Origin of the sequence: Ferruginibacter sp. HRS2-29 (assembly GCF_024343615.1) — a bacterium.
GTDB lineage: Bacteria > Bacteroidota > Bacteroidia > Chitinophagales > Chitinophagaceae > Ferruginibacter.
Window position 1 is genome coordinate 113,338 of sequence record NZ_RJUB01000141.1, and the last position, 23,316, is coordinate 136,653.

At 45.1% G+C, this 23,316-nt stretch carries 19 protein-coding genes and 1 other RNA gene; 6 read left to right on the forward strand and 14 right to left on the reverse strand.

From position 1 onward, the window contains the following. Positions 1-2 precede the first annotated feature (2 nt). Positions 3-1,433: an anthranilate synthase component I family protein gene (locus EGI32_RS15760; RefSeq protein WP_255156315.1), complete on the reverse strand. Its 1,431-nt coding sequence runs from the start codon at positions 1,431-1,433 to the stop codon at positions 3-5. Between the two features lie 377 nt (positions 1,434-1,810). On the opposite strand from EGI32_RS15760, the gene EGI32_RS15765 reads away from it, so the two are divergent. Together EGI32_RS15765 and EGI32_RS15770 are read left to right on the forward strand one after the other, a co-directional pair. Beyond that, positions 1,811-2,446 carry an NAD(P)-dependent oxidoreductase gene (locus EGI32_RS15765; protein WP_255156316.1) on the forward strand — a complete coding sequence of 212 codons (636 nt, stop codon included), beginning with the start codon at positions 1,811-1,813 and terminating at the stop codon, positions 2,444-2,446. Positions 2,447-2,596: 150 nt separating this feature from the next. After that, positions 2,597-2,989, forward strand: coding sequence for a hypothetical protein (locus tag EGI32_RS15770; RefSeq protein ID WP_255156317.1), 393 nt, complete (start codon positions 2,597-2,599; stop codon positions 2,987-2,989). A 110-nt stretch (positions 2,990-3,099) separates the two neighbouring features. Here EGI32_RS15770 and fsa read toward each other — a convergent pair whose 3' ends face one another. From fsa to EGI32_RS15785, 3 genes are all read right to left on the reverse strand, one after another. Further along, on the reverse strand, positions 3,100-3,753 hold the full coding sequence (gene fsa / locus EGI32_RS15775; RefSeq protein ID WP_255156318.1) for a fructose-6-phosphate aldolase: 654 nt from the start codon (positions 3,751-3,753) through the stop codon (positions 3,100-3,102). 81 nt (positions 3,754-3,834) lie between these two features. Then, positions 3,835-3,933: signal recognition particle sRNA small type (gene ffs, locus EGI32_RS15780), an RNA gene on the reverse strand. Positions 3,934-4,100: 167 nt separating this feature from the next. Continuing rightward, positions 4,101-5,393, reverse strand: a complete 1,293-nt coding sequence (locus EGI32_RS15785) for a DUF5103 domain-containing protein (RefSeq protein ID WP_255156319.1) — start codon at positions 5,391-5,393, stop codon at positions 4,101-4,103. 48 nt (positions 5,394-5,441) lie between these two features. On the opposite strand from EGI32_RS15785, the gene EGI32_RS15790 reads away from it, so the two are divergent. Beyond that, a complete protein-coding gene (locus EGI32_RS15790; RefSeq protein WP_255156320.1) occupies positions 5,442-6,671 on the forward strand; it encodes an ABC transporter permease in 1,230 nt (409 codons plus the stop codon). 91 nt (positions 6,672-6,762) lie between these two features. On the opposite strand, the gene EGI32_RS15795 is transcribed toward EGI32_RS15790, so the two are convergent. Beyond that, positions 6,763-7,509 (reverse strand): RNA methyltransferase, encoded by a 747-nt coding sequence (locus tag EGI32_RS15795; protein ID WP_255156321.1) that lies wholly within the window; start codon positions 7,507-7,509, stop codon positions 6,763-6,765. 54 nt (positions 7,510-7,563) lie between these two features. On the opposite strand from EGI32_RS15795, the gene EGI32_RS15800 reads away from it, so the two are divergent. Beyond that, entirely contained in the window at positions 7,564-10,086 is a 2,523-nt protein-coding gene (locus tag EGI32_RS15800) for a BamA/TamA family outer membrane protein (protein ID WP_255156322.1), read from the forward strand. Positions 10,087-10,250: 164 nt separating this feature from the next. Here EGI32_RS15800 and truB read toward each other — a convergent pair whose 3' ends face one another. The 6 genes from truB to EGI32_RS15830 form a co-directional block, all read right to left on the reverse strand. Further along, the gene (gene truB, locus EGI32_RS15805; protein WP_255156323.1) at positions 10,251-11,045 is read right to left on the reverse strand and encodes a tRNA pseudouridine(55) synthase TruB; all 795 of its coding nucleotides are present in this window, start codon (positions 11,043-11,045) and stop codon (positions 10,251-10,253) included. A 157-nt stretch (positions 11,046-11,202) separates the two neighbouring features. After that, positions 11,203-12,543: a DUF58 domain-containing protein gene (locus EGI32_RS15810; RefSeq protein WP_255156324.1), complete on the reverse strand. Its 1,341-nt coding sequence runs from the start codon at positions 12,541-12,543 to the stop codon at positions 11,203-11,205. A 192-nt stretch (positions 12,544-12,735) separates the two neighbouring features. Next, complete coding sequence (locus tag EGI32_RS15815) at positions 12,736-13,752, reverse strand: MoxR family ATPase (protein ID WP_255156325.1); 1,017 nt, start codon at positions 13,750-13,752, stop codon at positions 12,736-12,738. Then, on the reverse strand, positions 13,752-14,981 hold the full coding sequence (locus EGI32_RS15820) for a hypothetical protein (protein ID WP_255156326.1): 1,230 nt from the start codon (positions 14,979-14,981) through the stop codon (positions 13,752-13,754). The genes EGI32_RS15815 and EGI32_RS15820 overlap by 1 nt, the downstream gene beginning before the upstream one ends. A 9-nt stretch (positions 14,982-14,990) precedes the next feature. Next, positions 14,991-15,818, reverse strand: coding sequence for a DUF4129 domain-containing protein (locus EGI32_RS15825; protein ID WP_255156327.1), 828 nt, complete (start codon positions 15,816-15,818; stop codon positions 14,991-14,993). Then, a complete protein-coding gene (locus EGI32_RS15830) occupies positions 15,811-16,839 on the reverse strand; it encodes a stage II sporulation protein M (RefSeq protein WP_255156328.1) in 1,029 nt (342 codons plus the stop codon). Before EGI32_RS15830 ends, EGI32_RS15825 begins: the two co-directional genes overlap by 8 nt. Before the next feature lie 240 nt (positions 16,840-17,079). Here EGI32_RS15830 and EGI32_RS15835 point away from each other — a divergent pair, with 240 nt between their 5' ends. After that, positions 17,080-17,865 (forward strand): RDD family protein, encoded by a 786-nt coding sequence (locus tag EGI32_RS15835; RefSeq protein ID WP_255156329.1) that lies wholly within the window; start codon positions 17,080-17,082, stop codon positions 17,863-17,865. 661 nt (positions 17,866-18,526) lie between these two features. On the opposite strand, the gene EGI32_RS15840 is transcribed toward EGI32_RS15835, so the two are convergent. The 3 genes from EGI32_RS15840 to EGI32_RS15850 all read right to left on the reverse strand — a co-directional run bounded on the left by EGI32_RS15840 (position 18,527) and on the right by EGI32_RS15850 (position 21,498). Continuing rightward, entirely contained in the window at positions 18,527-18,988 is a 462-nt protein-coding gene (locus tag EGI32_RS15840) for a hypothetical protein (protein WP_255156330.1), read from the reverse strand. A 213-nt stretch (positions 18,989-19,201) separates the two neighbouring features. Then, on the reverse strand, positions 19,202-20,680 hold the full coding sequence (proS, locus tag EGI32_RS15845; RefSeq protein WP_255156331.1) for a proline--tRNA ligase: 1,479 nt from the start codon (positions 20,678-20,680) through the stop codon (positions 19,202-19,204). 158 nt (positions 20,681-20,838) lie between these two features. Further along, the gene (locus EGI32_RS15850) at positions 20,839-21,498 is read right to left on the reverse strand and encodes a metal-dependent transcriptional regulator (RefSeq protein WP_255156332.1); all 660 of its coding nucleotides are present in this window, start codon (positions 21,496-21,498) and stop codon (positions 20,839-20,841) included. 103 nt (positions 21,499-21,601) lie between these two features. On the opposite strand from EGI32_RS15850, the gene EGI32_RS15855 reads away from it, so the two are divergent. Then, positions 21,602-23,316, forward strand: a 1,715-nt coding sequence (locus EGI32_RS15855) for a TonB-dependent receptor (protein ID WP_303626661.1), incomplete at its 3' end; no start/stop codon positions are given.

The following is a 23,316-nucleotide window of genomic DNA, read 5'->3' on the forward strand; positions in this document are numbered from 1 at the left end:
TTTTAAAAAGTAATTTCCTGCGCTGCGCTGATCGCTTTTTTCAACGCACCTAATTTATTGTTCACTTCCTGCAATTCACTTTCGGGTTTGCTGGAAACCACCACACCGGCGCCGGCCTGGTAAGTGAGTGTATTATTTTTGCTGAGAAAAGTGCGGATCATGATGGCATGATTGCAATTGCCATTGAAACCGATGAAACCTATGGCGCCGCCATAAAATCCACGGGCTGTATTTTCGAGCTGATCGATGAGCTGCATCGCTTTGTATTTCGGCGCTCCGCTTAATGTACCTGCGGGAAATGTACTTCCCAATATCCGGAAAGGATTTTTTTCTTTACCGATCCTGCCCTGCACTTCGCTTACAAGATGTATCACATGCGAAAAATAATTCACTTTTTTAAATTGTGTCACTTCCACTTCAGTACTTACGCGGCTGAGGTCGTTGCGGGCAAGATCCACCAGCATCACATGCTCGGCATTTTCCTTTTCATCGGCTTCCAGTTGAATGGCCAGTTGCTTGTCGATATCATCGTCACCCGAACGTTTGAATGTACCCGCGATCGGATGTACGATCACTTTTTCCTTATCGATGATCACCTGGCTTTCGGGAGAAGAGCCCGTGAGTTTATAATCGCCATAATCAAAATAAAAAAGATAAGGGCTCGGGTTGATACTGCGCAAAGACCTGTAAACATTGAATTCATCGCCGGTGAATTGTTGCTGAAAACGCCGGCTCAGTACGATCTGGAAGGTATCGCCCCTATGACAACTATCAATTCCTTTTTGAACCATCGCACGGTATTGTTCATCGGTTATATTGGAAGTCTCTGCATTTTTCAATGCAAAAGGAAACACCGGTACATCCTTGCTGCGGATGATGCTTTCCACATTGGCAAGACCGCTTTCCACCTGGTCAAAATGGTTTTCGCAGAGATACAATTCATCCTTGAAATGATCGATGATGATCACGTATTGATACAAACGGTAGCGCATCATGGGGATCAATTCGTGTTCACGCCCGCTTATTTTTTTCTTATCAAAAACTATATTTTCAAAAAACTGCACTGCATCATAAGTGGTATAACCGAATATCCCCTGAGCGATGTTGACAGGCTTTGCAGCGGGCTCTTTCACTTCAAACCGATCCATGAATCCCTGCATGATGGCAGGCAGGTCATCGCCCGGCTGTATCTGTAATTTTTCCGGTTGCCTGCCAGGCAATTTGAATTCGAAAGAGCGGCCATCAGTGATCTCTATACCGCCGATCGCATTGATACCGATAATGGAAAGGTTATTTTCCCCGGCATGAAAATCGGTGCTTTCCAGCAGGATGGTATCCCTGAACTTATCCCGGAGCCTGAGATAAATACCGACCGGAGTGAATATGTCGGCGAGCATCTTTTTATGCGAAGTGACGAAGGTTATTTTTTTCATGAATCCTGTTATATTGATCAAAAACAAAAAGCCCCGACAATTGTGTCGGGGCCTGGTATCTTATAATTATACAAATACGGTTATGACACAATCATTGTTCGATTGCCCACCACCATGCTTTGTTATTTGAATGAATAGTTGTCATTTGTAATGCAAATATGAATCAGAATAATCGAATTAAAAAATAAATTTTGCCTCCTGGCCTACAACTTATCTGTCAGCCTGGGCTTGTCGAAGGCGGGTCCGATAATAAACATGCCTTCGACAAGCTCAGGCTGACTGACAGGAAGATTTAAATTACACATCAGAACTCTATCAGATTTTGTGCATACATTTAACCCGTAAACAAACGTATACATCCTTTTACATTCGAATATATGATACTAACCATCTTCGGCAGCACAGGTCACGTAGGCAAACATCTTGTAAAGCAGGCTCTCCACAACGGGCACACGGTGAGGGCTTTTGGCAGAAATGTATATACTTCAGGTTTTCCCGAAAATGAGCACCTGCAGTTGATCACGAGCGCTTTGTTTGATGAAAAGCAGGTGTTCGATGCCATTGCCGGCAGCGGTGCGGTGCTTTCCGTGCTTGGAGGTGCTTTCGATGGCACCGATCATACCCGCTCTTTAGGCATGAAAAATATCGTAGCTCAAATGGAGAAAGCGGGGGTAAAACGTATCATCGCCCTTGGCGGAATGGGTGTGCTGGATGTTTCGGAAGAAGATCATTCCAAACTCATGGATGCGGAATCTTATCCGAAAGAATACCTGCCGGTTGGATACGAACACCTGAAAGCTTATGAATATTTAAAGGCGTCCAACCTCGACTGGACATTTGTTTGTTCGCCGGATATCGTGGAAGCGGATGAAACAGGCATCATCCACACGGCTGCAAACGTAGGGCCTGTGCCCAATAGCGGTAAGATCAATTCCGGGGACCTCGCTTTGTTCATGCTGGATGAATTGAAAAGGAATGAATATGTGAAAGAGAGGGTGGGAATTTCAAATTGAGTTTTTTTCTTACCCTCAGAGAACATAAAGTTCGCTGAGGCCTTGCGTAGCTTTGCTTTCTTTCTCTGTATTCTCTGCGGGTAAGATTATTTATGGGCATCTTAACACTCCTCCTTCCCGCAACATTCCAAAATTTTGTAATTTCATGTTGTGAAAAAACAACTATTCCTGCTCCTTTTTATTGTTTCTTTTTCCGCAGCGAAAGCGCAAAAGATCGACAGCATTTTTGTCAACCTCTACACCGACAGCCTTAAAAAAGGCACTTACAATTATATCAATGTAGATGGCCTGCTGAGCAATGGAAAATATCTACCGCTCGACAGCAACCACATCATTTTCAAAAGCGACCACGGCGAATTTTTCGGCAACAGCCTATGGCTCGATAAAAACTTCAAAGAGGAAAAAGTCCACATCAGTGTATGCCTGAAAAACAATGCAGCCAGTAAGCAGGAATTTGATATGTATGTGAAGAAGAAAGAAGATGCCCCCCTGAAGACGGCAGATCAGTTGATGGACGAATGGAGGAGAAAGAAAAAGAATTAATAATTAATAATTAATAATGATGCCTCAGTTATAAAGTTGTTTCTTATATAGAAAAGACTTTAAGCCTGAGGCATTATTAAATATACATTATTAATTATTAATTGAAATAACTATGCAAATTTTTTCGCGTCTTCCAGGAATTTCGCCAGGCCACTATCCGTCAGCGGATGCTTCAGCAATCCAAGGATGGAATCTAACGGGCACGTACAAACGTCGGCGCCTGCTTCAGCACATTTGATGATATGATTCGGATAGCGGATGGATGCCGCCAATATTTCTGATTTGTATCCCTGTATGGAATATATCTGGCGGATCTGGTGGATTAGTTCCAGGCCGTCCCATCCTGTATCGTCGATGCGACCGATAAATGGAGAAACGTAGGTAGCGCCGGCTTTTGCAGCCAGGATTGCCTGTCCGGCAGAAAATATCAATGTACAATTGGTACGGATACCATTGTCTGTAAACCATTTGATCGCCTTGATACCGTCTTTGATCATCGGTACTTTTACCACGATATTTTTGTGTAATGCAGCGAGTTTTTTTCCTTCGGCAACGATACCGTCGAAGTCTGTAGAAACTACTTCCGCACTGATATCCCCATCTACCATTTCGCAGATATCGATATAATGTTTTGTAACTGCGGCTTCTCCTGAAATGCCGACTTTTGCCATCAATGACGGGTTGGTGGTAACACCATCCAGTATCCCGAGATCATTCGCTTCCTTGATCTGTGCCAGGTCAGCGGTGTCGATAAAAAATTTCATATTGATCGTATTTAGAGTGATGCAAACTTGAAGATAAAGCAAAGATAAAACAGCTTTTCCACATCAACGGAGAGAAATAAAAAATGGCAAGTTACTTACATCGCACCGCTCAACCACCTACCCTTGCTACCTTCCGGTCCTGGGGGAGTTCAGCAGGAGCTGGTCGTATAAGACTTGCCGGCGCAAAGATAAGGAAGATTAAGAATAATAAACGCAGATTTTAAATAGATTTTTTGATTTCGCTGATTTTTTTTCGTTTTGACCCATACATTATAAACTGCTTGAACTATCAAAATTCAAAATATTTAAAAGCATCAGTGAAATCCTGTAAATCTTTTAATCTGCGATTAAAAACTAAACCCCGGCTTATCCCTTCTCGAATTTATCTGCCCGATGCCGATCAACTGATCCGAACGGTCGGCGAACGCTTTATAATAGATCAGGATCGTATAACTGTTTTCCGTTTCCCAATAATTTCCTTCCAATGCTATCCTGTCTTTAGGATTATCACGGTCAACCGACACATATGTATAATTATAATACCCTTGTTTGAGAAAAGCCCTCGTTTCGTATACTTTTTTCTCCGTATTGAATGTCATCCTCCATCTTTCCGACAGGGAAAAATCGGTGAAGCCGCCTTCCAGGTACACGTCCCTGTTGGGATAGGGCAATCCGTCGGGTGGCGAAAATGAAAAGAAAAGTGTGGCGTAATCGCCCTGCCATTGCGGGTTGATACTCTCGTAAGTGACGATGTTGTACATCCCGTTGTAATCAGGAAAATAAACGTAGCGCTGCCCGGTACGATCGGCATCCGTTTTTACATACAGATCGGTTGATGTTTTATTGTAAGTGCCGTGATCTATCCGGTCGCTTTGCAGCCGGAAGCTCCGCAGATCCAGCCAGCGCCATTCTTTTCCCGCAGGGAACACACCGATATTTTCCGTGTTGTATTCCAACGTACTGCCGCGTACAAATGTTGGCGGGATATCGCGTTCCGCAATATCCCAGCGATTGTTCTGCAGGATCACTGCTTTCACCTGTTGCGCTGCGCTGAAAGTATTGAGCCCGCTCAATGCGGCCGTAAATTTTACGCGTTGATGAGTGGTGAAAAGGTCAGGTGTAAAAGGCTGCATCACCGTTCCGGAAACCGCGGCCTTGATATCGAGCACCAGCAGTTGTTTCGTAAAAACCAGTTTGGACGTATCGCCATCCAGGAAAACTTTCAGCAGGTAATTGCCCGATCTTGAAGGCACACAATTCTGTTCGGGCAGCATCGCCTGGTAATGTGTGTACCGCGTAAACGCGATGGAAGAATAACGATAAGTGCTGATGCGGTTTTGTGTAAAACCTTTGATATAATCGAACGGGTTGAGGTTGACCGGCTTCCAGTTGTAATCGCAGAGCATGTAGGTATAATAATAATTCTTGATACCTCCTTCCAGGTCGTCGAAACTGAGCTGCAATTTGTCGCCGCTGTTCAAAGTGTATACCGGAAGGCTTTGCTGATTGCCCGAAACATATAATTGCGCCGTGTAGATATAGGATTTATAAATATTTTCCACTTTCTGTGCTGAAGCTGTTACAGTGATAAAACAGCAAATTGCCAGGATGGCGGATTGAAATTTCAGGATGCAAGTCATTTAATAGCGTAATTAATTTACTTTTGAAAGATACCAAATTTACATCTTTTGAATGTATCCTTTTTTATAGCGAAGAGAATTGCCACTGAAAAACAACAGACTTTCAGCCGTTTCATCATCGGGCTCGCCATTGGCGCCACTACATTGAGTGTAGCGGTGATGATCGTTGCCCTGAGTTTTGTAAACGGTTTTCAGCATGTGATCAGCAATAAAGTGTTCAGTTTTTGGGGGCATGTAAGGGTACAACAAAGCCTCGATGATAAAGTAAGCACGGCGGAAGAATACCCTATCCACAAAAACGATTCGGTAGAGAATTACCTGCGCAGTCTGCCCGAAGTGCTCAATGTGGAAAAATACGCCACCAAATCGGCCATCCTGAAATACAATACCGATATCGAAAGTATCCTTTTGAAAGGTATCGACAGTAGCTTCAACTTCAGCCGGCTGCAGCCTTTCATGCGAAAGGGAAAACTCATATCCTTTGTTGACAGCGGGTACAGCAAACAGATCAACATCAGCGAATACACTGCCAAACAATTGCAGATCAATGTGGGCGACAGCCTGCTGGTTTATTTTTTCCGTGAAGATGGCAGCAAGACCGCCCGGCGTTTAACCATTGCCGGTATATTCAAGATAGGCATTGAGATATATGATAAAAATTTCGCGATCTGCGACATCAACCTCATCCGCAGGCTCAACAACTGGGAGGCCGACCAGATCGGCGGGTATGAAATTTTTCTGAAGGATTACACCAAAACGGATTCCATTTCGGAGAAGATCTACAACGAGCTGCCGCAAAGCTGGTACAGCAAAAGCGTAAAAGAAATTTATCCCGATATATTCGACTGGCTTGGCTTACAGGGGCAATTGAAAAACATACTCATCCGCATCATGATCATCATGGCGGTGGTGAACATGATCACCTGCCTGATCATACTGGTACTCGAACGCACAAGAATGACCGGCACGCTGAAAGCATTGGGAGCCACCAACTGGAATATCCAGCTGGTATTTTTATACAATACTACCCTCATCGCATTCATCGGTGTAATAGCAGGCACACTGCTGGGGCTAGGCATCTGTGTATTGCAGCAGCACACGGGTTTCATAAGGCTCAATGAAGAATCATATTATATGGATAAAGCCCAGGCCGATATCAGCTGGCTGCAGGTGGTATTGGTGGATGTGGCAACACTGGTTATCTGTATGGTAACGCTGGTTATCCCTACTTTACTGGTGAGGAAGGTGAATGTGGTGAAGGCGATACAATTTCGCTAAAGCGAAATAATTACGAATTATCAATTACGAATTGGAGGTCGCACGATATGAAGTATACATTTCCACTCATACGAACCCCAATTCGTAATTCTCAATTCGTAATTCGTAATTGATGCAAGATTATACCTGTCGCCACTCCTGCATTCAAAGATTCGGCCAGCCCTACCCGTGCTATGGTGATCTTTTCGTCTGCCATTTGCATGATAGCCGGGCTGATGCCTTTGGATTCGTTGCCAATGATAATGATGCCTTCTTTTAATTTATCCACTTTTTCGAGGGGTGTACCATCCAGGGCGGCGGCATATTTTTTAACATGAGCCGATAACAATTGCTGAGTTATATCGGCATACACCACGTTAACCCTGGCAAGGCTGGCCATAGTGCTTTGCACCACTTTAGGGTTGTACATGTCCGCGGTATGCAAAGAGCAAAGAATATCCTGTATACCGAACCAGTCGGCGATGCGGATGATCGTACCAAGATTTCCCGGATCCTGGATATCGTCCAAAACCAATGTGAGCCTGTCTTTGAAAGCCAACTGCCTGGCAGGCTTCTTTTCAAATACTGCCAGTACCAGGTTAGGTTTGGCCAGGGCCGAAATTTTTTCCAGTTCAAAATCCTTCACTGCTACCAGCGTTCCCCCAAGAGTTGCTTTAAGGGAAGCAGGCGCTGCCGCGATCCATTCTTCCAGCGCATATACATTTGTACAATTGAAAATATTCGTTTCCAGCAGCTCTCCCACAACTTTGGGGCCTTCGGCAATAAATGCGCCGTATTCATCTCTGAATTTTTTGTGCTGTAAACTTTGGATATATTTGACGGTAGATTTACTAAACATCTTTTATTCTTTATGTATTCATTTCGCCAGGAAGGTCATATCAATCCGCAACCGATGAAACTTTTTTTCTTGGCGCTGGTAGTATTCGCTTCCTGCACAGTCATAAAAAAAGCGCCCGGCGATAAACCTTATGTGGGCAAAAGTAGTTTCGAAGTTACGGGAGGAAATTTTACCAAAATTGAAAAAACGGCGGTTGTACAGCGACTGGATAACCAGCTGGACGATAGTTCTACCACCACCACCACCGATGTGTTGTTTTTTATTCATAAGATAAAAGCGCCCCCTGCCTACGATTCAACTTACTCCGGCATTTCGGCCAGGAATATGGAAGCATCGATGTTCCACCTGGGGTATTACAATGCCAGAGCCACTTTTAATGCCGATACCGGTAAAAGCGCCCATACGAAAGTGATGTTCATGGGGCTTCCTGTGAGTTTAAAAAAGATCGGGCCGAAAGTAAATGTAAAATATTCGCTGGATGCCGGTAAACAAACGTTGATAGATACTGTCCGGTACCTCTTACGCAAACCCGACCTGCAGGCGCTGGCCACCCAGGATGTTGAAAAACAAGGGCTGTTGAAAAAAGACCAGCCCGCAAGTAAAACTGCGGTGTTGAGCGAAGTTTCCAGGCTGGTGGATCTGTTTCGCAATAATGGGTATTACAAATTCACCGGGGCCGAACTTAAAGTAAGAGGCGATACCACCATTGCTGCATTGACTTCCACCAGTGATGACCCTTTTGAGCAGCTGAGATTATTGGCGGAAGCCCAGTTGAAAAAAGATTCTCCCAAGATCAAACTGGCAGTAGTGCTGAACACACCCGACGACAGTTCCAAGCTGAGCCAGTACCGGGTGAACGATATCTACATATTGCAGGATTACCAGCCAGGCGATGATATCAATGATAAAACGACCATCACCGAAAGGCGCACCGGTGATACTTCGCGGATGACAGCTGCACAAAAAAAGCGGCGGCGCATCAATCTGCGCCGCAACAGGAATTATTCGTCGGCGCAAAGGCCTAACAATGATTTTATCCTGCGTTATCACAAACCGTATATCCGTACTTCATTCCTTGCGAGGAATATCACGCTTCGCAAAGACAGCATTTTCAGGCAGGATGAATACTACAAGACCTTGTCGAACCTCTCTAAAGCCGGTGTGTGGCAAAGTGTGAACATCCAGACCATCGACCTCAAAGACAGCAACAAGGTGAACCTCATCATGGAGCTTATTCCTGTAAAAAAATTCGGTTTCGAAGCTGCCATTGAAGCAAGTTATTCCGCTACCAGCAATACCAACAGCGCATTAGGTGGCAATTTATTTGGCCTGTCGCTCAATTTTTCGCTGGTAAACCGTAACATCGGAAGGGATGCGATCAAAATGACGCATCTTATCAGGACCGGGATCGAGCTGAATAATAATGCCAGGAGCAAAGGAACGCAGCTGATCAATTCCAATGAATTGAGTTATACCAACAGCGTGGTGATACCCAAATTAACCTGGCCTTTAAACAGGTTCATCACTAGGCGGACGCAGCTACAGGAGTCGTTTATCAACACCAGCCTTGCCTACAACAACCGCCTGAAACTTTTCAACCAGCAATCCTTCAACAGCAGTTATGGATTTACCTGGAGTATCAAAAAACAACGGAAGTTTCAATGGCGGCCTTTGAATGCTGAATTCAATTACCTCTTCAACCGGACGGATAGTTTCAATAATATCGTCAAGCAAAACCCTTTCTTACGTTACTCTTACACTACGTCGTTTATAGTGGGAATGGCGGGTTCGTATTCAAGCGTTTACAACAATCCAAAACATTTGCTGAGCCTTTCGAAAGAGCGGGCATTCAAGATGAACATTGAAGAATCGGGGCTTACCTGGGGCGCTCTGCCGGTTTTGAAAAGATACAAAAGCAGGTATATCAAATTGGATGCGGAATACAAATACTCCGTCATTTATCCCAAGACATCACTTGCTTTCCGCCTCTATTCCGGCGTGGGCATTCCGCTTTTCGGAGATTCGGCACTGCCTTTCTTCAAACAATATTACGGTGGCGGAGGCCTTGGTATGAGGGGCTGGCCGGTAAGGGGCATCGGCCGCGGCGGACAAAAACTTGCGGGATACCAGGCTACCTTATTCAACGACCGCACCGGCGATATGCAGCTGGAAGGCAATATCGAATACCGGTATGATATCGCCCGCATCATCCCTAATTCTTTAACATTACGGGGAGCATTGTTCATCGACGCAGGAAACATCTGGAACATCCGCAATTCTTTACCCGGAGGTGGAATGGATAGTGCCCAATTCAGGTTGAAAAACCTTTATAAACAGCTGGGATTCTCCGCCGGTACAGGTTTCCGGCTCGATTTCAATTATTTCGTATTGAGGATCGATCTTGGGTTCCGGTTCAAACGGCCTGAGTTAAGTTATGAAAACAATGGCTGGAAACTGCCCCCACTGGGACTGGATGACTTTTTCAAGAAGATGTTTACCAAGGGAACAAATGATGAATACCGGAAATGGAGATATGAAAATTTTAACCTGACGATTGGGATCGGGTTGCCTTTTTAGAACGACGACGGACCACGGACGACTGACCACAGACGACGGCTGGTTCGTTAAATCGTATTCTATACAAGAGTTTGAAATTTAAAAGTAATTTCCAGGCTTTGCAAACTCACGGTCGTCCGTTGTCTGTGGTCGGTGGTCGGTGGTCCGTGGTCGGTGTTCAGCCCTTAGTGGCCGGATTGCCCGTCATCCTTCTTCTGCAGTTCGTCCAGAAACTCATCCATTCCTATCCCATCCCCTACTTTAAAATCCCCGATGCGTGTCCGGCGCAAAGCGCTCAGGTAGCCACCACAGCCGAGTTCGGCGCCAAGGTCGTTCGCCAGGCTGCGTATATACGTTCCCGTTGTACATACCACACGAAATGCAACCACCGGCATATTTACGGAAGTGATCTCAAATTCTTTTATCGTAATGGGCCTCGCTTTAAGTTCTACTTCCACCCCGCGGCGGGCAAGTTCGTAGAGCGCCACACCATCTTTTTTAATGGCGGAATAAATGGGCGGGAATTGTTCTATGTCGCCAATAAATTTTTGCGCAGCTTCCCCCACCTGTTTTGCTGTTATCGCGGAAAAATCTTTTTCATCCTGTGGGGTGCTTTCCAGGTCGTAGGTAGGCGTAACTGCCCCAAGCGTTATGGTGCCGGTGTATTCCTTCTCCTGTGCCATGTATTCGTTGATCTTCTTCGTAAATTTTCCTGTGCAGACAATGAGCAGGCCCGTAGCCAACGGATCCAGCGTACCGGCATGCCCTACTTTTTTGATGCGTATACTATTACGTATCTTCCTTACCACGTCGAAGGAAGTCCAGTGCAGTGGCTTATCTATGAGCAATACCCTGCCTGCTTCAAACTCCGCTTTTTTTTCTTCCGAAAGATTGATATTTATTTTTTTTCTCGCCTGCTCTTCTTCCGTCCCGTGAATAAGGGCTTTGTGCTTCGCGAAATATGATCCTTTTTTTTCCATTTGATTTTTGTTAGAACAACCCGGAGCAGGTTGTCAGATGTGAGTTGTCAGCAAAAAGCATACAGGTTGTTTTGACATGTTATAATTGACAGGACTATTATTTCTGTTGCAAAGTACATGTAAGAAAAACTCCTCACAACTGGTATCTGTCAACTCATTAAACTGCCTGTTTCGCTTTCAGCTCAAGATATTTATTGATGGAATTCACGGTCAGATTTTCGGGTGTAGACAATACAGACATGATACCATACTTGAGCAATTCTTTTACCACGAGCCTTTTTTCAAATACCAGTTTTTCAGCGATCGTTTTTACATACACATCTTCCACCGTATAGGCATCGGCGCCGCTCAGCCTGGTCAGTTCGGTATTTTCAAAAAACACTACCAGCAAAAGGTGATGCCTTGCTATGGAGCGAAGGTAATTCACCTGGCGTTTCAATCCATTCAGCGATTCGAAATTTGTATACAAAATGAGCAGGCTTCGCTGTTTGATCTTATGCCTTACCTGCGTGTACAGCATTTCAAAATCACTTTCGAGGAAATCTGTTTTTTCTTTATACAATGCTTCGAGGATATTTTCCCGCTGCACCGGTTTACGATCGGCCGCTATCACGGTTCCCATTTTATTGGAAAAACTGACCAGGCCTACCTTGTCCTGTTTCTGCAGGCAAATATTATTCAAAGCCAGTACACTGTTGATCGCGTAATCCAGCAGCGTAAGTCCACCGAAAGGCATTTTCATCAACCTTCCTTTATCGATGATACAATATACCTGCTGGGATTTTTCATCCGTATAATTGTTCACCATCAGCATACCCTTTCGGGCGGTGGCTTTCCAGTTGATAGTGCGGATGTCATCGCCACTTACATAATCTTTTATCTGCTCAAACTCCATGCTCTGCCCTATCTTACGGACCCTTTTATTTCCATTGCCCTGCACCGAAGTATTGGAAAGCAACTGGTAATTGCGGAGGTTCAAAAACGAGGGATAGACCCTCACCGTTTCATCAGCATTGATCTCAAACCGCCTGACCAGAAGTCCCAGGCCGGTACGTGTGAACAACAGTATCTTACCAAATTCATAGGCGCCGCGTTCTGTAGGCCGGAGCGTATATTCCAGCAAATGTTGTTGTCTGCCGCTGAACCGGCGGGTCATTTCAAAATCCCTTTCCTGGAACTGGAAGGGCAATTCGTCAATGATATTCATCTTCACCGGGAATGAAAAAGGATTTTTCACCTGCAACGAAACCTTGTTTTCATCGCCATTGCTCAACCGGTCGCTGATATACCTTTCCGCCTGCGGTACTTTTTTGGTAAAAAATAAAAAGGCATAATCCGCTATCAACAGTATGACCAACACCCCGAATACCAGTTTCGCGATCTCATACAGCGATGGCACAAAAAACGAAACGATGAAAAATACAGCACATGCTCCGCCGGCCACGTATAACCGCAAGGTGACAAAAAGATCGCCGATATATTTTTTAAAAGAACCCATTTAGATGTATGATGTATGATGTGTGATGTGTGATGTGTGATGTGTGATGTGTGATGTATGATGTGTGATGTGTGATCTGTGATGTATGAGTTTTAATGATGGTCTATTATTTCTTTCAATCAGAAAATATAAACGAATTTTGAAAGTCGTTCAACCTGAAAGACATCATACATCTCACATCATACATTGTTTTTATCTCGGTATTTCCATCGCCTTGATAATACTTTGTATCAGATCATCCGTATCGATCCCTTCCATTTCTTTTTCAGGAGTAAGCATGATACGGTGACGCAGCACCGGTGCCGCCATTTCGATCACATCATCAGGAATGACGAAGTTCCTGCCTTTGATGGCCGCACATGCTTTGCTGGATTTGAGCAATGCGAGCGATGCCCTTGTAGACGCACCGAGATACAGGGAAGGATTGTTCCTGGTCTCGTTGATGATCCTGGCTATGTATTCGATGATCTTCGCATCTACAATTACTTCCTGCACAAGCTGGCGATAATTTTTAAGATCTGCCGGAGATAAGAGTTTGCTGATATTCTGCAGCAGCTCATTCTGCGTTTTGCCCTGCTGACTGGTAAGGATATTCACTTCTTCCTGCAGGGAAGGATAACCGATCTCTATCTTGAATAAGAACCTGTCGAGCTGTGCTTCCGGCAAACGGTAAGTTCCCTCCTGCTCTATCGGATTTTGCGTAGCCAATACGATGAACGGATACCGCATCACATGCGTATCACCATCCACGGTAACCTGGCGCTCTTCCATCACTTCAAATAAAGCAGATTGCGTTTTTGCCGGTGCACGGTTGATCTCATCAATCAGGACGATGTTGCTGAAGATGGGGCCGGACCTGAAATAGAACGCTCCTTCTTTCGGGTTGAACACCGAAGTGCCTATCACATCGCCGGGCATAAGATCGGGCGTGAACTGCAGCCTGGAAAAATCCACATCGATGATCTTCGATAATAATTTGGCAGCAAGTGTTTTGGCTACTCCCGGTACCCCTTCGAGCAGCAGGTGCCCGTCGCAGAGCAAACCTATCAGCAGGAGGTCCACTACCTGGTGCTGCCCTATGATCACTTTCCCGATCTCGTTCCTGATCTGGTACACTTTTGCATTGAGCTCAGTGAGTGGCGACGGTGGTACAGGTGCCGGGGCAGATTCCGGTACAGGGGTATTTTCGGCAAATGTATTTTCTTCCATTAACTGTTATATTTATTAAATTGTTGAATCTGGTTGTTTAGGTCGAGCAACAGCAGATCACTCGTTTGTTCCATATTAGCTACCTGCTGTATCGTCCGGTAAAGTGTTTCGGTAGTATTAAAAGGCACGCCGGATTTTTTACTTAAGGTATTGATAAAATCCTTGTCGACCACATTCGTATTCAGGAAATACCTGGTGCGTACAGATTCGTTGAAATAATTGATCATTTTCTCCGCGATCGTCTTGTTGTTCTTCTCTTTAAGATATAATCCACCTATCGCCTCTGCATATGCCACCGACGAATTCTGCACCGGCTTTATGATGGGAATGATGCGCTGCCTCCGTTTGAAATTGACAAGAATATACAACACCAGCAAAGCAAGTATTATCCAGAATGCCGTGCGCAAAGGAGGGTTTTTGAAAACAGCATTCCAGAAAGAGCCTGTATTATTCCCGTTGCCCCCAGCCCTCGACGACTGAAAGCTCACCTTGTTATAGTAATCATCCCAATAAACATGTTCCGGATTTTCGGGAAATGTCTGCATCACCTGTTCGAGGTAACGGTAGTTATCTTTTTGCAGCAGGAAATAATTACTCAAAGCCCGTGGCTCGCAATGCAGGTAAAAACGCCCTTTGCCCCAGAAAAATGTGATGAAGTTAGGCTGCTGAAAATTATTGTATCCCACTATCCTGCAATAACGATCGTTGATCCGGGAAAAATAATTGGTAAAAGGACGGAAATAATATTGCTTCATACTATCGCTCCCGGTGACCACGGCGGGCACCAGCGACACTTTGGTAGTTTGATAGGAAGCCACCATCTCAAAAAGCATCCGCAACGAATCCTGGCCGCAATATAATTTGTTGAGAAACGCGGTATCTATTTCCGCGGCCGAAATGAACGCGATATTTCCTTTGTAAACATAATCGAGCAACGCATTGTCATCCTCTTCATCGGTGAAAAAATTTTTGCTGAGGCTCACATATACCGAATTGGTATCGCTGATCCAGGCGGCGGTGGTAGCGAACGCATTTGTTTTTACCTGCACATTCAGGTCCGGGTAACTGTTTTGCAAAAGATGATACGCCATATATCCCCCGAATGGCCTCGTATCCCTGTACCGGTAAGTTTCCCGCAGATCGGGCATAGAATCGTCATTGATGCTGCTGCACCCGGCCATACCCGCGGCGAGCAGAAACACAACAACGATATGACGTAAGATTTTCACCGCTTAGTATCAGATTTTATTCAGGAAATTATTAAAATTAGTTTCGATCGCCGTATAATCCTCTTTCTCCACTTCGTTATGCCCGTACCACAAGTATTCGTAGGTCATGATCAGCGAAGCAAACGATTCCCGCTTATTTTCCGGCAATTCGTACAGGTATTTGTAATTTGTTTTGTCGATGGAATATTCGATCAGCGATTTATCCCGGAGGCGTTGGAGTGTCTTCAGAAAAAGGTATCGGGTAGCCACGCGGTAATCGCCCAGTTTGCAGGACTGATGGATCAGCTGATCAAAATTACTGAGCAACTGAAATTCTTCTTCCACCGGCTGCATTTCTTTTACCTGCTGTGCAGACGAAGATTTGCGGAAACGCACATCGCTCAGGAAAAGACGATAGAGTATATACAAAACGAATAAGGCGGCGAGTGTCCACAATACCGCCTGTATCCAGCCGGCGGCAAACAATTTGTCCATATTGGCCGGTTTCGATCTGCGCTCGGTTGTGGGCGAACTCCGGGAATTATCTTTTTTTCCCTCTTCCTGTTTCGCTTTGAGAAGGCTGTCGAGGTTTTTCGCGTAAGCGAACTCCTTTTTATTTTTCCAAAAATCAATGCTGTCTTTCAGTATTGTGGCGGCTCTCAGCGAAACACCGGTATCCCCCTGGATATCGTCATCCGTTTCTTCTGTGGTATAATCGTTGTATTCTTCGTCATCTTTTTCCACTTTTTCCTGCTGCTCATACATCAACGTAGAATCCACATATTCAAAACGCTTCTGCGCATTTGCTGCGGCAAAAGTGAAAAACAGTAATATGATCAGGATAAGTCGCTTATTCATTCGTGAGGTTCAAGCGGCTGACGATGCCTTTTTTTTGTATAAAATATCCTTTTTTATTAAGGTAGATCGGCCAGATGACAAAATAAAACAAGATCAGCGAGAATGATCCGATCAATATCAATATGCTTCCCCACTCCGGCAAAGCTTTGGGAACTTTACTCTGGTATGTCTGGCTCATCAGCCTGGTGATATAACTTTCCAGGAAAGCGGCCAGGAGGAAAAACGGGATCAGGCAGATCAATACTTTGGCGGCATCTTTCACTCCGCGTCTGAACGATTCGATCCTTTTGTAGGATCCTGGAAAAAGCATACCGTTCGCCAATATGAACCCTGAGGTAGCGGCGATGACGATGGAGGCGATCTCAACGGTACCATGCACCCAGATCACCAGGATCGATTTCATCCCCATTTCGTGGGAAAATGTGAAGAACATGTACTGAAAAGTGCCCAGCATAAGCCCGTTGCTCCACATGAGGTACATCGTACACAGGCCACCGGTAAAACCGCCAATGAAAGTAAGAAAAGAAACCCTGATGTTGTTGAACGCGATGCGGACAAACATGCTGAAAGCGCTTTCGTTGCTGTACACACCAAACGGGTTACCATCGGCGATATTTTTTTCGGTCATCCGCACATACCCCGGCCCCAGGATCTCCGTGATAAAGCCGGGATTCCTGTTTGCCGCTATCACCCCTACCAGTACAAATAACGCAAAACTGACGGTGGTGAATAAAAAAATGCGGTGGTATTTTTTGAAAATGAACGGAAGTTCGTATTTCCAGAAATCGAATACACGGCTGTATTTTTCTTTTTTATTCTGGTACACGTTCTGGTAAATGGAAGCTGCCAGTCCATTGAGCCAGCGGGTGACTTTACTCCGCGGATAAAATGTTTTGGCGTAGGAAAGATCGTCAATCAGTGTGGTGAAACGTTCGGCGGTTTCATCCGGATCGGCGGCAGGTTCATGCTGGTACTTGTTCCATTTCTCAACATTCTTCTTAATAAACATTGCTTCCCTCATAGCGTACAAATTGCAGTTGCTTTGCGGCTACAGCCGGCAGGCGTACTGTAAACAACCCCTTTTTAGAGTAGGTTTTAGAGTGTAGGTGTCAGGGTGCAGAGTTGTCTAACCCCTAAACCCTACACTCTAAAACCTAATCCCAGATCTTGTGTTTCTACCCTACAATTTGGCTATTTTTTCCTTAATAAAAAAAAATCATTTTTTACTTTCTTCTCATTTCTACCTGTAAATTGCATTTACATGTCGATTATACAAATAGATACTGTTTTTAATATAGACCTCGAATTTGAGGTGGCACCTTTCCACAAAAGGCTGTTAGCTTACGGTATCGATTTCCTGCTGCTGATCATCTACCTTTTCTGCATGCAGTATTTCCTGGAAAATATCATCAACATGGACCTCTCGGAAAACACGGGGTATATCATCGCCTTCGTTACGCTGCCCATGTTTTTTTATAGTCTCCTCACAGAGTTGTTCATGAACGGGCAAACGATCGGTAAGAAGCTGATGGGCATCCGGGTGATAAGCCTGGATGGCGGCGAGCCAAAGATGGGACAATATGTGGTGCGGTGGATCACCCGGTTTTTTGAATGGCCGTTCCTTTTCGGGTATATTTTCTTTACAGTAGCCAACCTCTACTCCTATATTTTCTGGACGGGCTTTTGCGGAATAGCAGTCGTGATCTGTATAGCCGTTACGCAAAAAAGCCAGCGCCTTGGCGACCTGGCAGCAGGTACGGTACTGGTAAAGACCAAAACCGATTTCACAGTGGCCGATACCGTTTTCATGAACGTGAATAACGACAACTATGTGGTAACTTTCCCTGAAGTGATGCGGCTTTCAGACAATGATATCAATACCATCAAATCGGTGCTCACCCAGTCACGCAAGACCAACAATCTCGATATCAGCAGGCGTGTGGAATATAAGATCAAGGATGTGCTGAAGATACAATCCAGCCTTTATACCCACGATTTTTTAGAAAAATTGCTGGAAGACTATAATTACCTCGCTACGAGAGAATAAAATCAATTACTTCGACTCCCTGTGAGCTGCTTGGGAAGGAATTACGAATTACGAATTACGAATTACGAATTACGAATTACGCGAAGATTGGAGCGAATAGGTGATCGCAGATTTCAAAGGGATGAAGGAGATTGCACAGATTGTTTCCTGCAAAGCAGGAAACTGAAATGCAGCTTATAAGTGCCGGCACTCAGTATATGAATTCAAGGTCTTATAAAGTGCATTTTTGTTTTTCACGCAGTGAAAAAATAATCTGCGGAATCTCCTTCATCCCTCTGAAATCTGTGATCCTCATCCGCTTCGATCACCATTCGTAATTGCTAATCCGTAATTATCTCGCTTGGCTCACTTCAATGAGTTTCGGTATTTACAAACTGCATTTCCGTTTCACAAAGTGAAACCATCTGTGCCATCATCTGAATCCATAAAATCTGTGATCCGCTTACGTTTCGAAGATCGGGGCGAATAGGAGATCGCAGATTCAAAGGGATGAAGGAGATTACACAGATTGTTTCCTGCAAAGCAGAAAACTGAAATGCAGGTTATAAGTGCCGGCACTCTGTATATGAATCCAAGGTCTTGTAAAGTGCATTTTTGTTTTTCACGCAGTGAAAAAATAATCTGTGCAATCTCCTTCATCCCTCTGAAATCTGCGATCCGCTTACCTTGACATCGCTGTAAAGATGGAAGCAAGCACTGCTAATACGAGTATACCGATATATATTATCATGATGATACCGTAAAAGCGAAATATGAATTTCAGGTTCATCATACCTGCATTCAGGTTATCCTGGTCGCTGGTAAGAAGCGCCTGCTTTGTCTTTGTGCCGAATTTGTAAGTAAAGAGAGAGATGAAAAAACCGATTACCGCCAGGATCATGTAAACTACCGTGATCATACCACTCATCGCAGACATTTCGCTGGAACCATAGTATGCAGTGCTTGACCTGGAGAGCGTGGTGATAAACGTTCCGGCAAACAAGGCGCCTATTCCTATCAGACCCGAAACGATAAACCCGACGATGCCGAGAAATTTTGCCCAGCCCGCTGTTTCGTTCAAATGATTGCGAACGTTGCCATCCACCTGCAATTCGTTGTTAAGTAAATTCTGTGTGTTCTCCATAAAGTAGTGTTGATTATTTGTATAAACACTAAAAATCACAAACTTTTCAGGCTAAACCAATAAAAACTGCATATTTATTTTTTATCCCGGAAGGGCGAAGGCATAAAAATTCACTCAGAAGATCATATTCCTTATAGAAACTTTGCGTTTTGTGCGGTAATGATATAAAAAAACGCGCCGATGGCGCGTTCCTTCCTATATTTTCGTAAGACCTTAGTATGCCCTGGCAAATAACACCCGTTGAGTGCTCGGGTTGCCCGTAAGGATACATTTTCCGGCTTCCTGCCTGTTATTGAGCGGGATGCACCGGATCGTCGCTTTGGATTCCTGCTTGATCTTTTCTTCCGTTTCAGAAGTGCCATCCCAATGCGCCGAAATGAACCCGCCTTTTCCATCCAGCAGTTGCTGAAATTCTTCCCATGTATTGGCTTCAGTAGTGTTTTCCGCACGGAAAGCCAGTGCACGGTTGAAGATGTTCTGCTGGATTTCTTCGAGCAGGTTCCGGATATATTCTGCTATCCCATCCAACGATACCGTAGTTTTTTCTTTGGTATCCCTGCGGGCGATCTCCACCACATTATTTTCCAGGTCACGCATGCCCAGTGCTACCCTTACCGGTACACCTTTCAGTTCATGCTCCGCAAATTTCCAACCCGGACGGGCATTATCGTTGTCATCGTATTTCACGCGTATGCCGAGCGCCTTCAGTCCTTTGAGTATCTCATCGGCTTTGGCATCTACAGCCGCTTTGCCTTCCTCACCTTTGTAAATAGGAACGATCACCACCTGCAGTGGTGCTATCCTTGGCGGCATCACCAGCCCCTGGTCGTCGCTGTGCGCCATGATCAGCGCGCCTATCAGCCTGGTGCTCACACCCCAGCTGGTTGCCCATACATAATCCAGTTTATTATTCTTATCGCTGAATTTCACATCAAAAGCCTTGGCAAAATTTTGTCCGAGGAAATGACTGGTACCCGCCTGCAGGGCTTTACCATCCTGCATCAGCGCTTCGATACAATACGTGTCTTCTGCTCCGGCAAAACGTTCGTTCGGGGTTTTCACGCCCTTAACCACCGGCACGGCCATATATTCTTCTACAAATGTTGCATATACATCCAGCATCTTTACCGTTTCTTCTACGGCTTCTTCTTTGGTAGCATGCGCCGTATGCCCTTCCTGCCAAAGGAATTCGGCAGTGCGGAGAAACAGGCGTGTACGCATTTCCCAGCGCACCACGTTCGCCCACTGGTTGATGAGCAGCGGCAGGTCACGGTAACTCTGTATCCATCCTTTATAAGTATTCCAGATGATGGCTTCACTTGTCGGGCGGATGATGAGTTCCTCTTCCAGCTTCGCTTCAGGATCTACGATCAGCTTTCCTTTATTATCCGGGTCGGTCTTCAGGCGGTAATGCGTAACAATAGCACATTCCTTGGCAAAACCTTCCGCATTTTTTTCTTCCGCTTCAAACAGGCTCTTGGGTACAAACAACGGGAAATAGGCGTTCACATGCCCCGTTTCCTTGAACATTTTATCCAACTGGTCACGCATGTTTTCCCAAAGAGCGTAGCCATAGGGTTTAATCACCATACAGCCCCTCACGGCGCTATGATCGGCCAGCTGGCCTTTTACTACTAACTCGTTGTACCACTGCGAATAATCCTCCGCTCTAGATGTAAGTTCCTTGCTCATTAAATTTATTTATTGGACGACAAAAGTAAGACAAATGTATGATCTATGATGTGGAGATGTATGATCTGATTCATTCACCCGGAGTATTTCTCAAAAATGAAAATAGTTACCTCACTGAAGCGATCATAGATCATAGATCATAGATCATACATCACAGATCATAGATTCTTCTCTACGAGTAGTTTCTCACAAACGATCTTGCTCAACGTTTCCGCATTTCTCTTCCCATAACTCACTTCCATCGTGCCGTCAAAAGATTCGATCTTTTTTATTCTGAGTTTTACGCCGAGGTTGAGCGAGCGGCCATTGAGGAATTTCAGGAATTCATCGGAAGAATGGGTGACTGCCGCCAGCTTTACGGTTTCGCCTTCGGCGCAGTCGCTGAGTTTGGTGTAATGCAGCCACCGGATCTTGCCATTTTTATCCGGGATGGGCGAGCCATGCGGATCCACGGTGGGATGCCCCAGCAATGTATCCATACGGGCAAAAAGTTCCGGCGCCTTGATATGTTCAATCTGCTCGGCTATATCATGCACCTGCTCCCACCCAAAACCCATCTTCTCCACCAGGTACATTTCGGTGAGCCGGTGCTTGCGGATGATGATACCCGCTTCCTTTTTGCCTTTTTCGGTCAGGCGGAGCGGTTTATAACTCTCGTAAATAACCAGTTTCTTTTCCGCCAGCTTTTTCATCATGCTGTTTACCGTAGGCATTTTCAGCTGCAGCTGACGACTCAGCTCATTCACACTCACCTCCCCTTTTTCGTTGGAAAGGTTGAACAGCGCTTTCAGATAATTTTCTTCTGTAAAAGAATTCATACCGCAAACTTAGGTATAAATGTTTTCGTAAGTAAGACCGAAAGATTTATTTTGTTAGATTAGTCTAACTTTATATTTTTACACAACTAATAATAATATTCATATGTTCCGATCCGTCTTCTTACTGATATCTCTTTGCTCCTGCTTTGCCTCCATTGCCCAGACGGGAACCATCACCGGGAATATTTCTTCCGGAAAAACAATGGTGGAAGCTGCCAGCATAGAAATACCGAAACTGGGAATCGGCTCCAGCAGCGACTCCAATGGCAATTTCATGTTGAATAATATCCCCCGCGACAAGTCCTTCAGGTTGCAGATCAGCAGTAAAGGTTTCGTTACAGCCTGGCAAACCATCCAGCTTTCTTCCGACACTTTGCCGCTGCGCATCGTTCTCGAAAAAGCGGATGCTTCCATGCTCAGCGATGTAGTGGTCACCGGTACCATGAAAGAGATCAGCCGCACGGCAAGCCCGGTGCCGGTGGAGATCATTACACCCAAACTTTTTCAGAAAAACCCCACTCCCAGCCTGTTTGAAGCGGTTGGTATGGTAAATGGCGTAAAACCACAGCTCAATTGCAATGTGTGCAATACCGGCGATATCCATATCAATGGTATGGAAGGGCCATATACGATGATATTGATCGACGGGATGCCTATCGTGAGTGCACTTTCCACCGTGTACGGCCTCAGCGGCATACCCAATAGCATGGTGGAACGGATTGAAGTAGTGAAAGGCCCTGCATCGTCGCTTTATGGTTCCGAAGCGATGGGTGGCATCATCAATGTGATCACCAAAAACCCGGTGAGGGCGCCGCTGGTCAGTACCGATATTTTTGGCACCAGTTGGGGCGAACTGAGCGTGGATGTGGCGGCTAAAATGAAAACCAGAAATGCGACCAGTCTCCTGGGAGTGAATTATTTCAATTACCAGCAGAAACATGATAAGAATAACGACGGCTTTACGGACATGACTTTGCAGAACCGGATTTCAGTTTTTAATAAATGGAATTTTACGCGGAAAGAAAATCGCCTGGCGAGTATCGCCGGAAGGTTTGTGTATGAAGACCGCTGGGGCGGACAAACCAGCTGGGGCAAACAATGGCGTGGCACCGACAGCATTTACGGAGAAAGCATTTACACCCGCCGGGCAGAGATCATTGGTGTATATCAACTGCCAACCAGGGAAAAGATCTTCACGCAGTTTTCTTTCAACAAACACGATCAGAATTCATACTACGGCAAAGTGCCTTATTTTGCTACGCAGCAGGTGGTTTTTTTGCAAACGTATTGGGATAAAAAGATCTCCGGATCACATTCACTGTTGATGGGCGGTTCTGTGCGTTACACACATTATGATGACAATACCCCTGGTACTGCATCACCTGACGGTCGCACGAACCAGCCAACGAATACATTTCTACCGGGTGTGTTCATTCAGGATGAATGGAGCATCAGCCCCAAACATACACTGCTGGCGGGTTACCGGTTCGATCACGATAAAAACCATGGCAGTGTACACTCGCCGAGGGTTGCCTATAAATATGCGCCCAACAATAACAACATCGTGAGGGCAAGTATGGGAACAGGCTTCAGGGTGGTAAATCTTTTTACAGAAGACCATGCGGCGCTTACCGGCGCCCGGGAAGTGGTGATAGCGTCTGCTCTGCGTCCGGAGCGGTCGTACAATGCCAACCTCAATTATGTGTTGAAAATACCGACCGATCATTTTTACCTGGGCTTCGATATCACCGGTTTTTATTCTTATTTCACCAACAAGATCATCGGCGATTTTGATACCGATCCCAATAAGATTATTTA

Excerpts from the sequence above, each read along its gene's own strand:
- EGI32_RS15850 (WP_255156332.1), bottom strand. The coding sequence starts at position 21,498 with ATGAATTCTTTTACAGAAGAAAATTATCTGAAAGCGCTGTTCAACCTT.
- truB (WP_255156323.1), bottom strand. The coding sequence starts at position 11,045 with ATGGAAAAAAAAGGATCATATTTCGCGAAGCACAAAGCCCTTATTCAC.
- EGI32_RS15795 (WP_255156321.1), bottom strand. The coding sequence starts at position 7,509 with ATGTTTAGTAAATCTACCGTCAAATATATCCAAAGTTTACAGCACAAA.
- fsa (WP_255156318.1), bottom strand. The coding sequence starts at position 3,753 with ATGAAATTTTTTATCGACACCGCTGACCTGGCACAGATCAAGGAAGCG.
- EGI32_RS15840 (WP_255156330.1), bottom strand. The coding sequence starts at position 18,988 with ATGGAGAACACACAGAATTTACTTAACAACGAATTGCAGGTGGATGGC.
- EGI32_RS15810 (WP_255156324.1), bottom strand. The coding sequence starts at position 12,543 with ATGGGTTCTTTTAAAAAATATATCGGCGATCTTTTTGTCACCTTGCGG.
- EGI32_RS15835 (WP_255156329.1), top strand. The coding sequence starts at position 17,080 with ATGTCGATTATACAAATAGATACTGTTTTTAATATAGACCTCGAATTT.
- EGI32_RS15830 (WP_255156328.1), bottom strand. The coding sequence starts at position 16,839 with ATGAGGGAAGCAATGTTTATTAAGAAGAATGTTGAGAAATGGAACAAG.
- EGI32_RS15785 (WP_255156319.1), bottom strand. The coding sequence starts at position 5,393 with ATGACTTGCATCCTGAAATTTCAATCCGCCATCCTGGCAATTTGCTGT.
- EGI32_RS15815 (WP_255156325.1), bottom strand. The coding sequence starts at position 13,752 with ATGGAAGAAAATACATTTGCCGAAAATACCCCTGTACCGGAATCTGCC.
- EGI32_RS15765 (WP_255156316.1), top strand. The coding sequence starts at position 1,811 with ATGATACTAACCATCTTCGGCAGCACAGGTCACGTAGGCAAACATCTT.
- proS (WP_255156331.1), bottom strand. The coding sequence starts at position 20,680 with ATGAGCAAGGAACTTACATCTAGAGCGGAGGATTATTCGCAGTGGTAC.
- EGI32_RS15825 (WP_255156327.1), bottom strand. The coding sequence starts at position 15,818 with ATGAATAAGCGACTTATCCTGATCATATTACTGTTTTTCACTTTTGCC.
- EGI32_RS15760 (WP_255156315.1), bottom strand. The coding sequence starts at position 1,433 with ATGAAAAAAATAACCTTCGTCACTTCGCATAAAAAGATGCTCGCCGAC.
- EGI32_RS15800 (WP_255156322.1), top strand. The coding sequence starts at position 7,564 with ATGAAACTTTTTTTCTTGGCGCTGGTAGTATTCGCTTCCTGCACAGTC.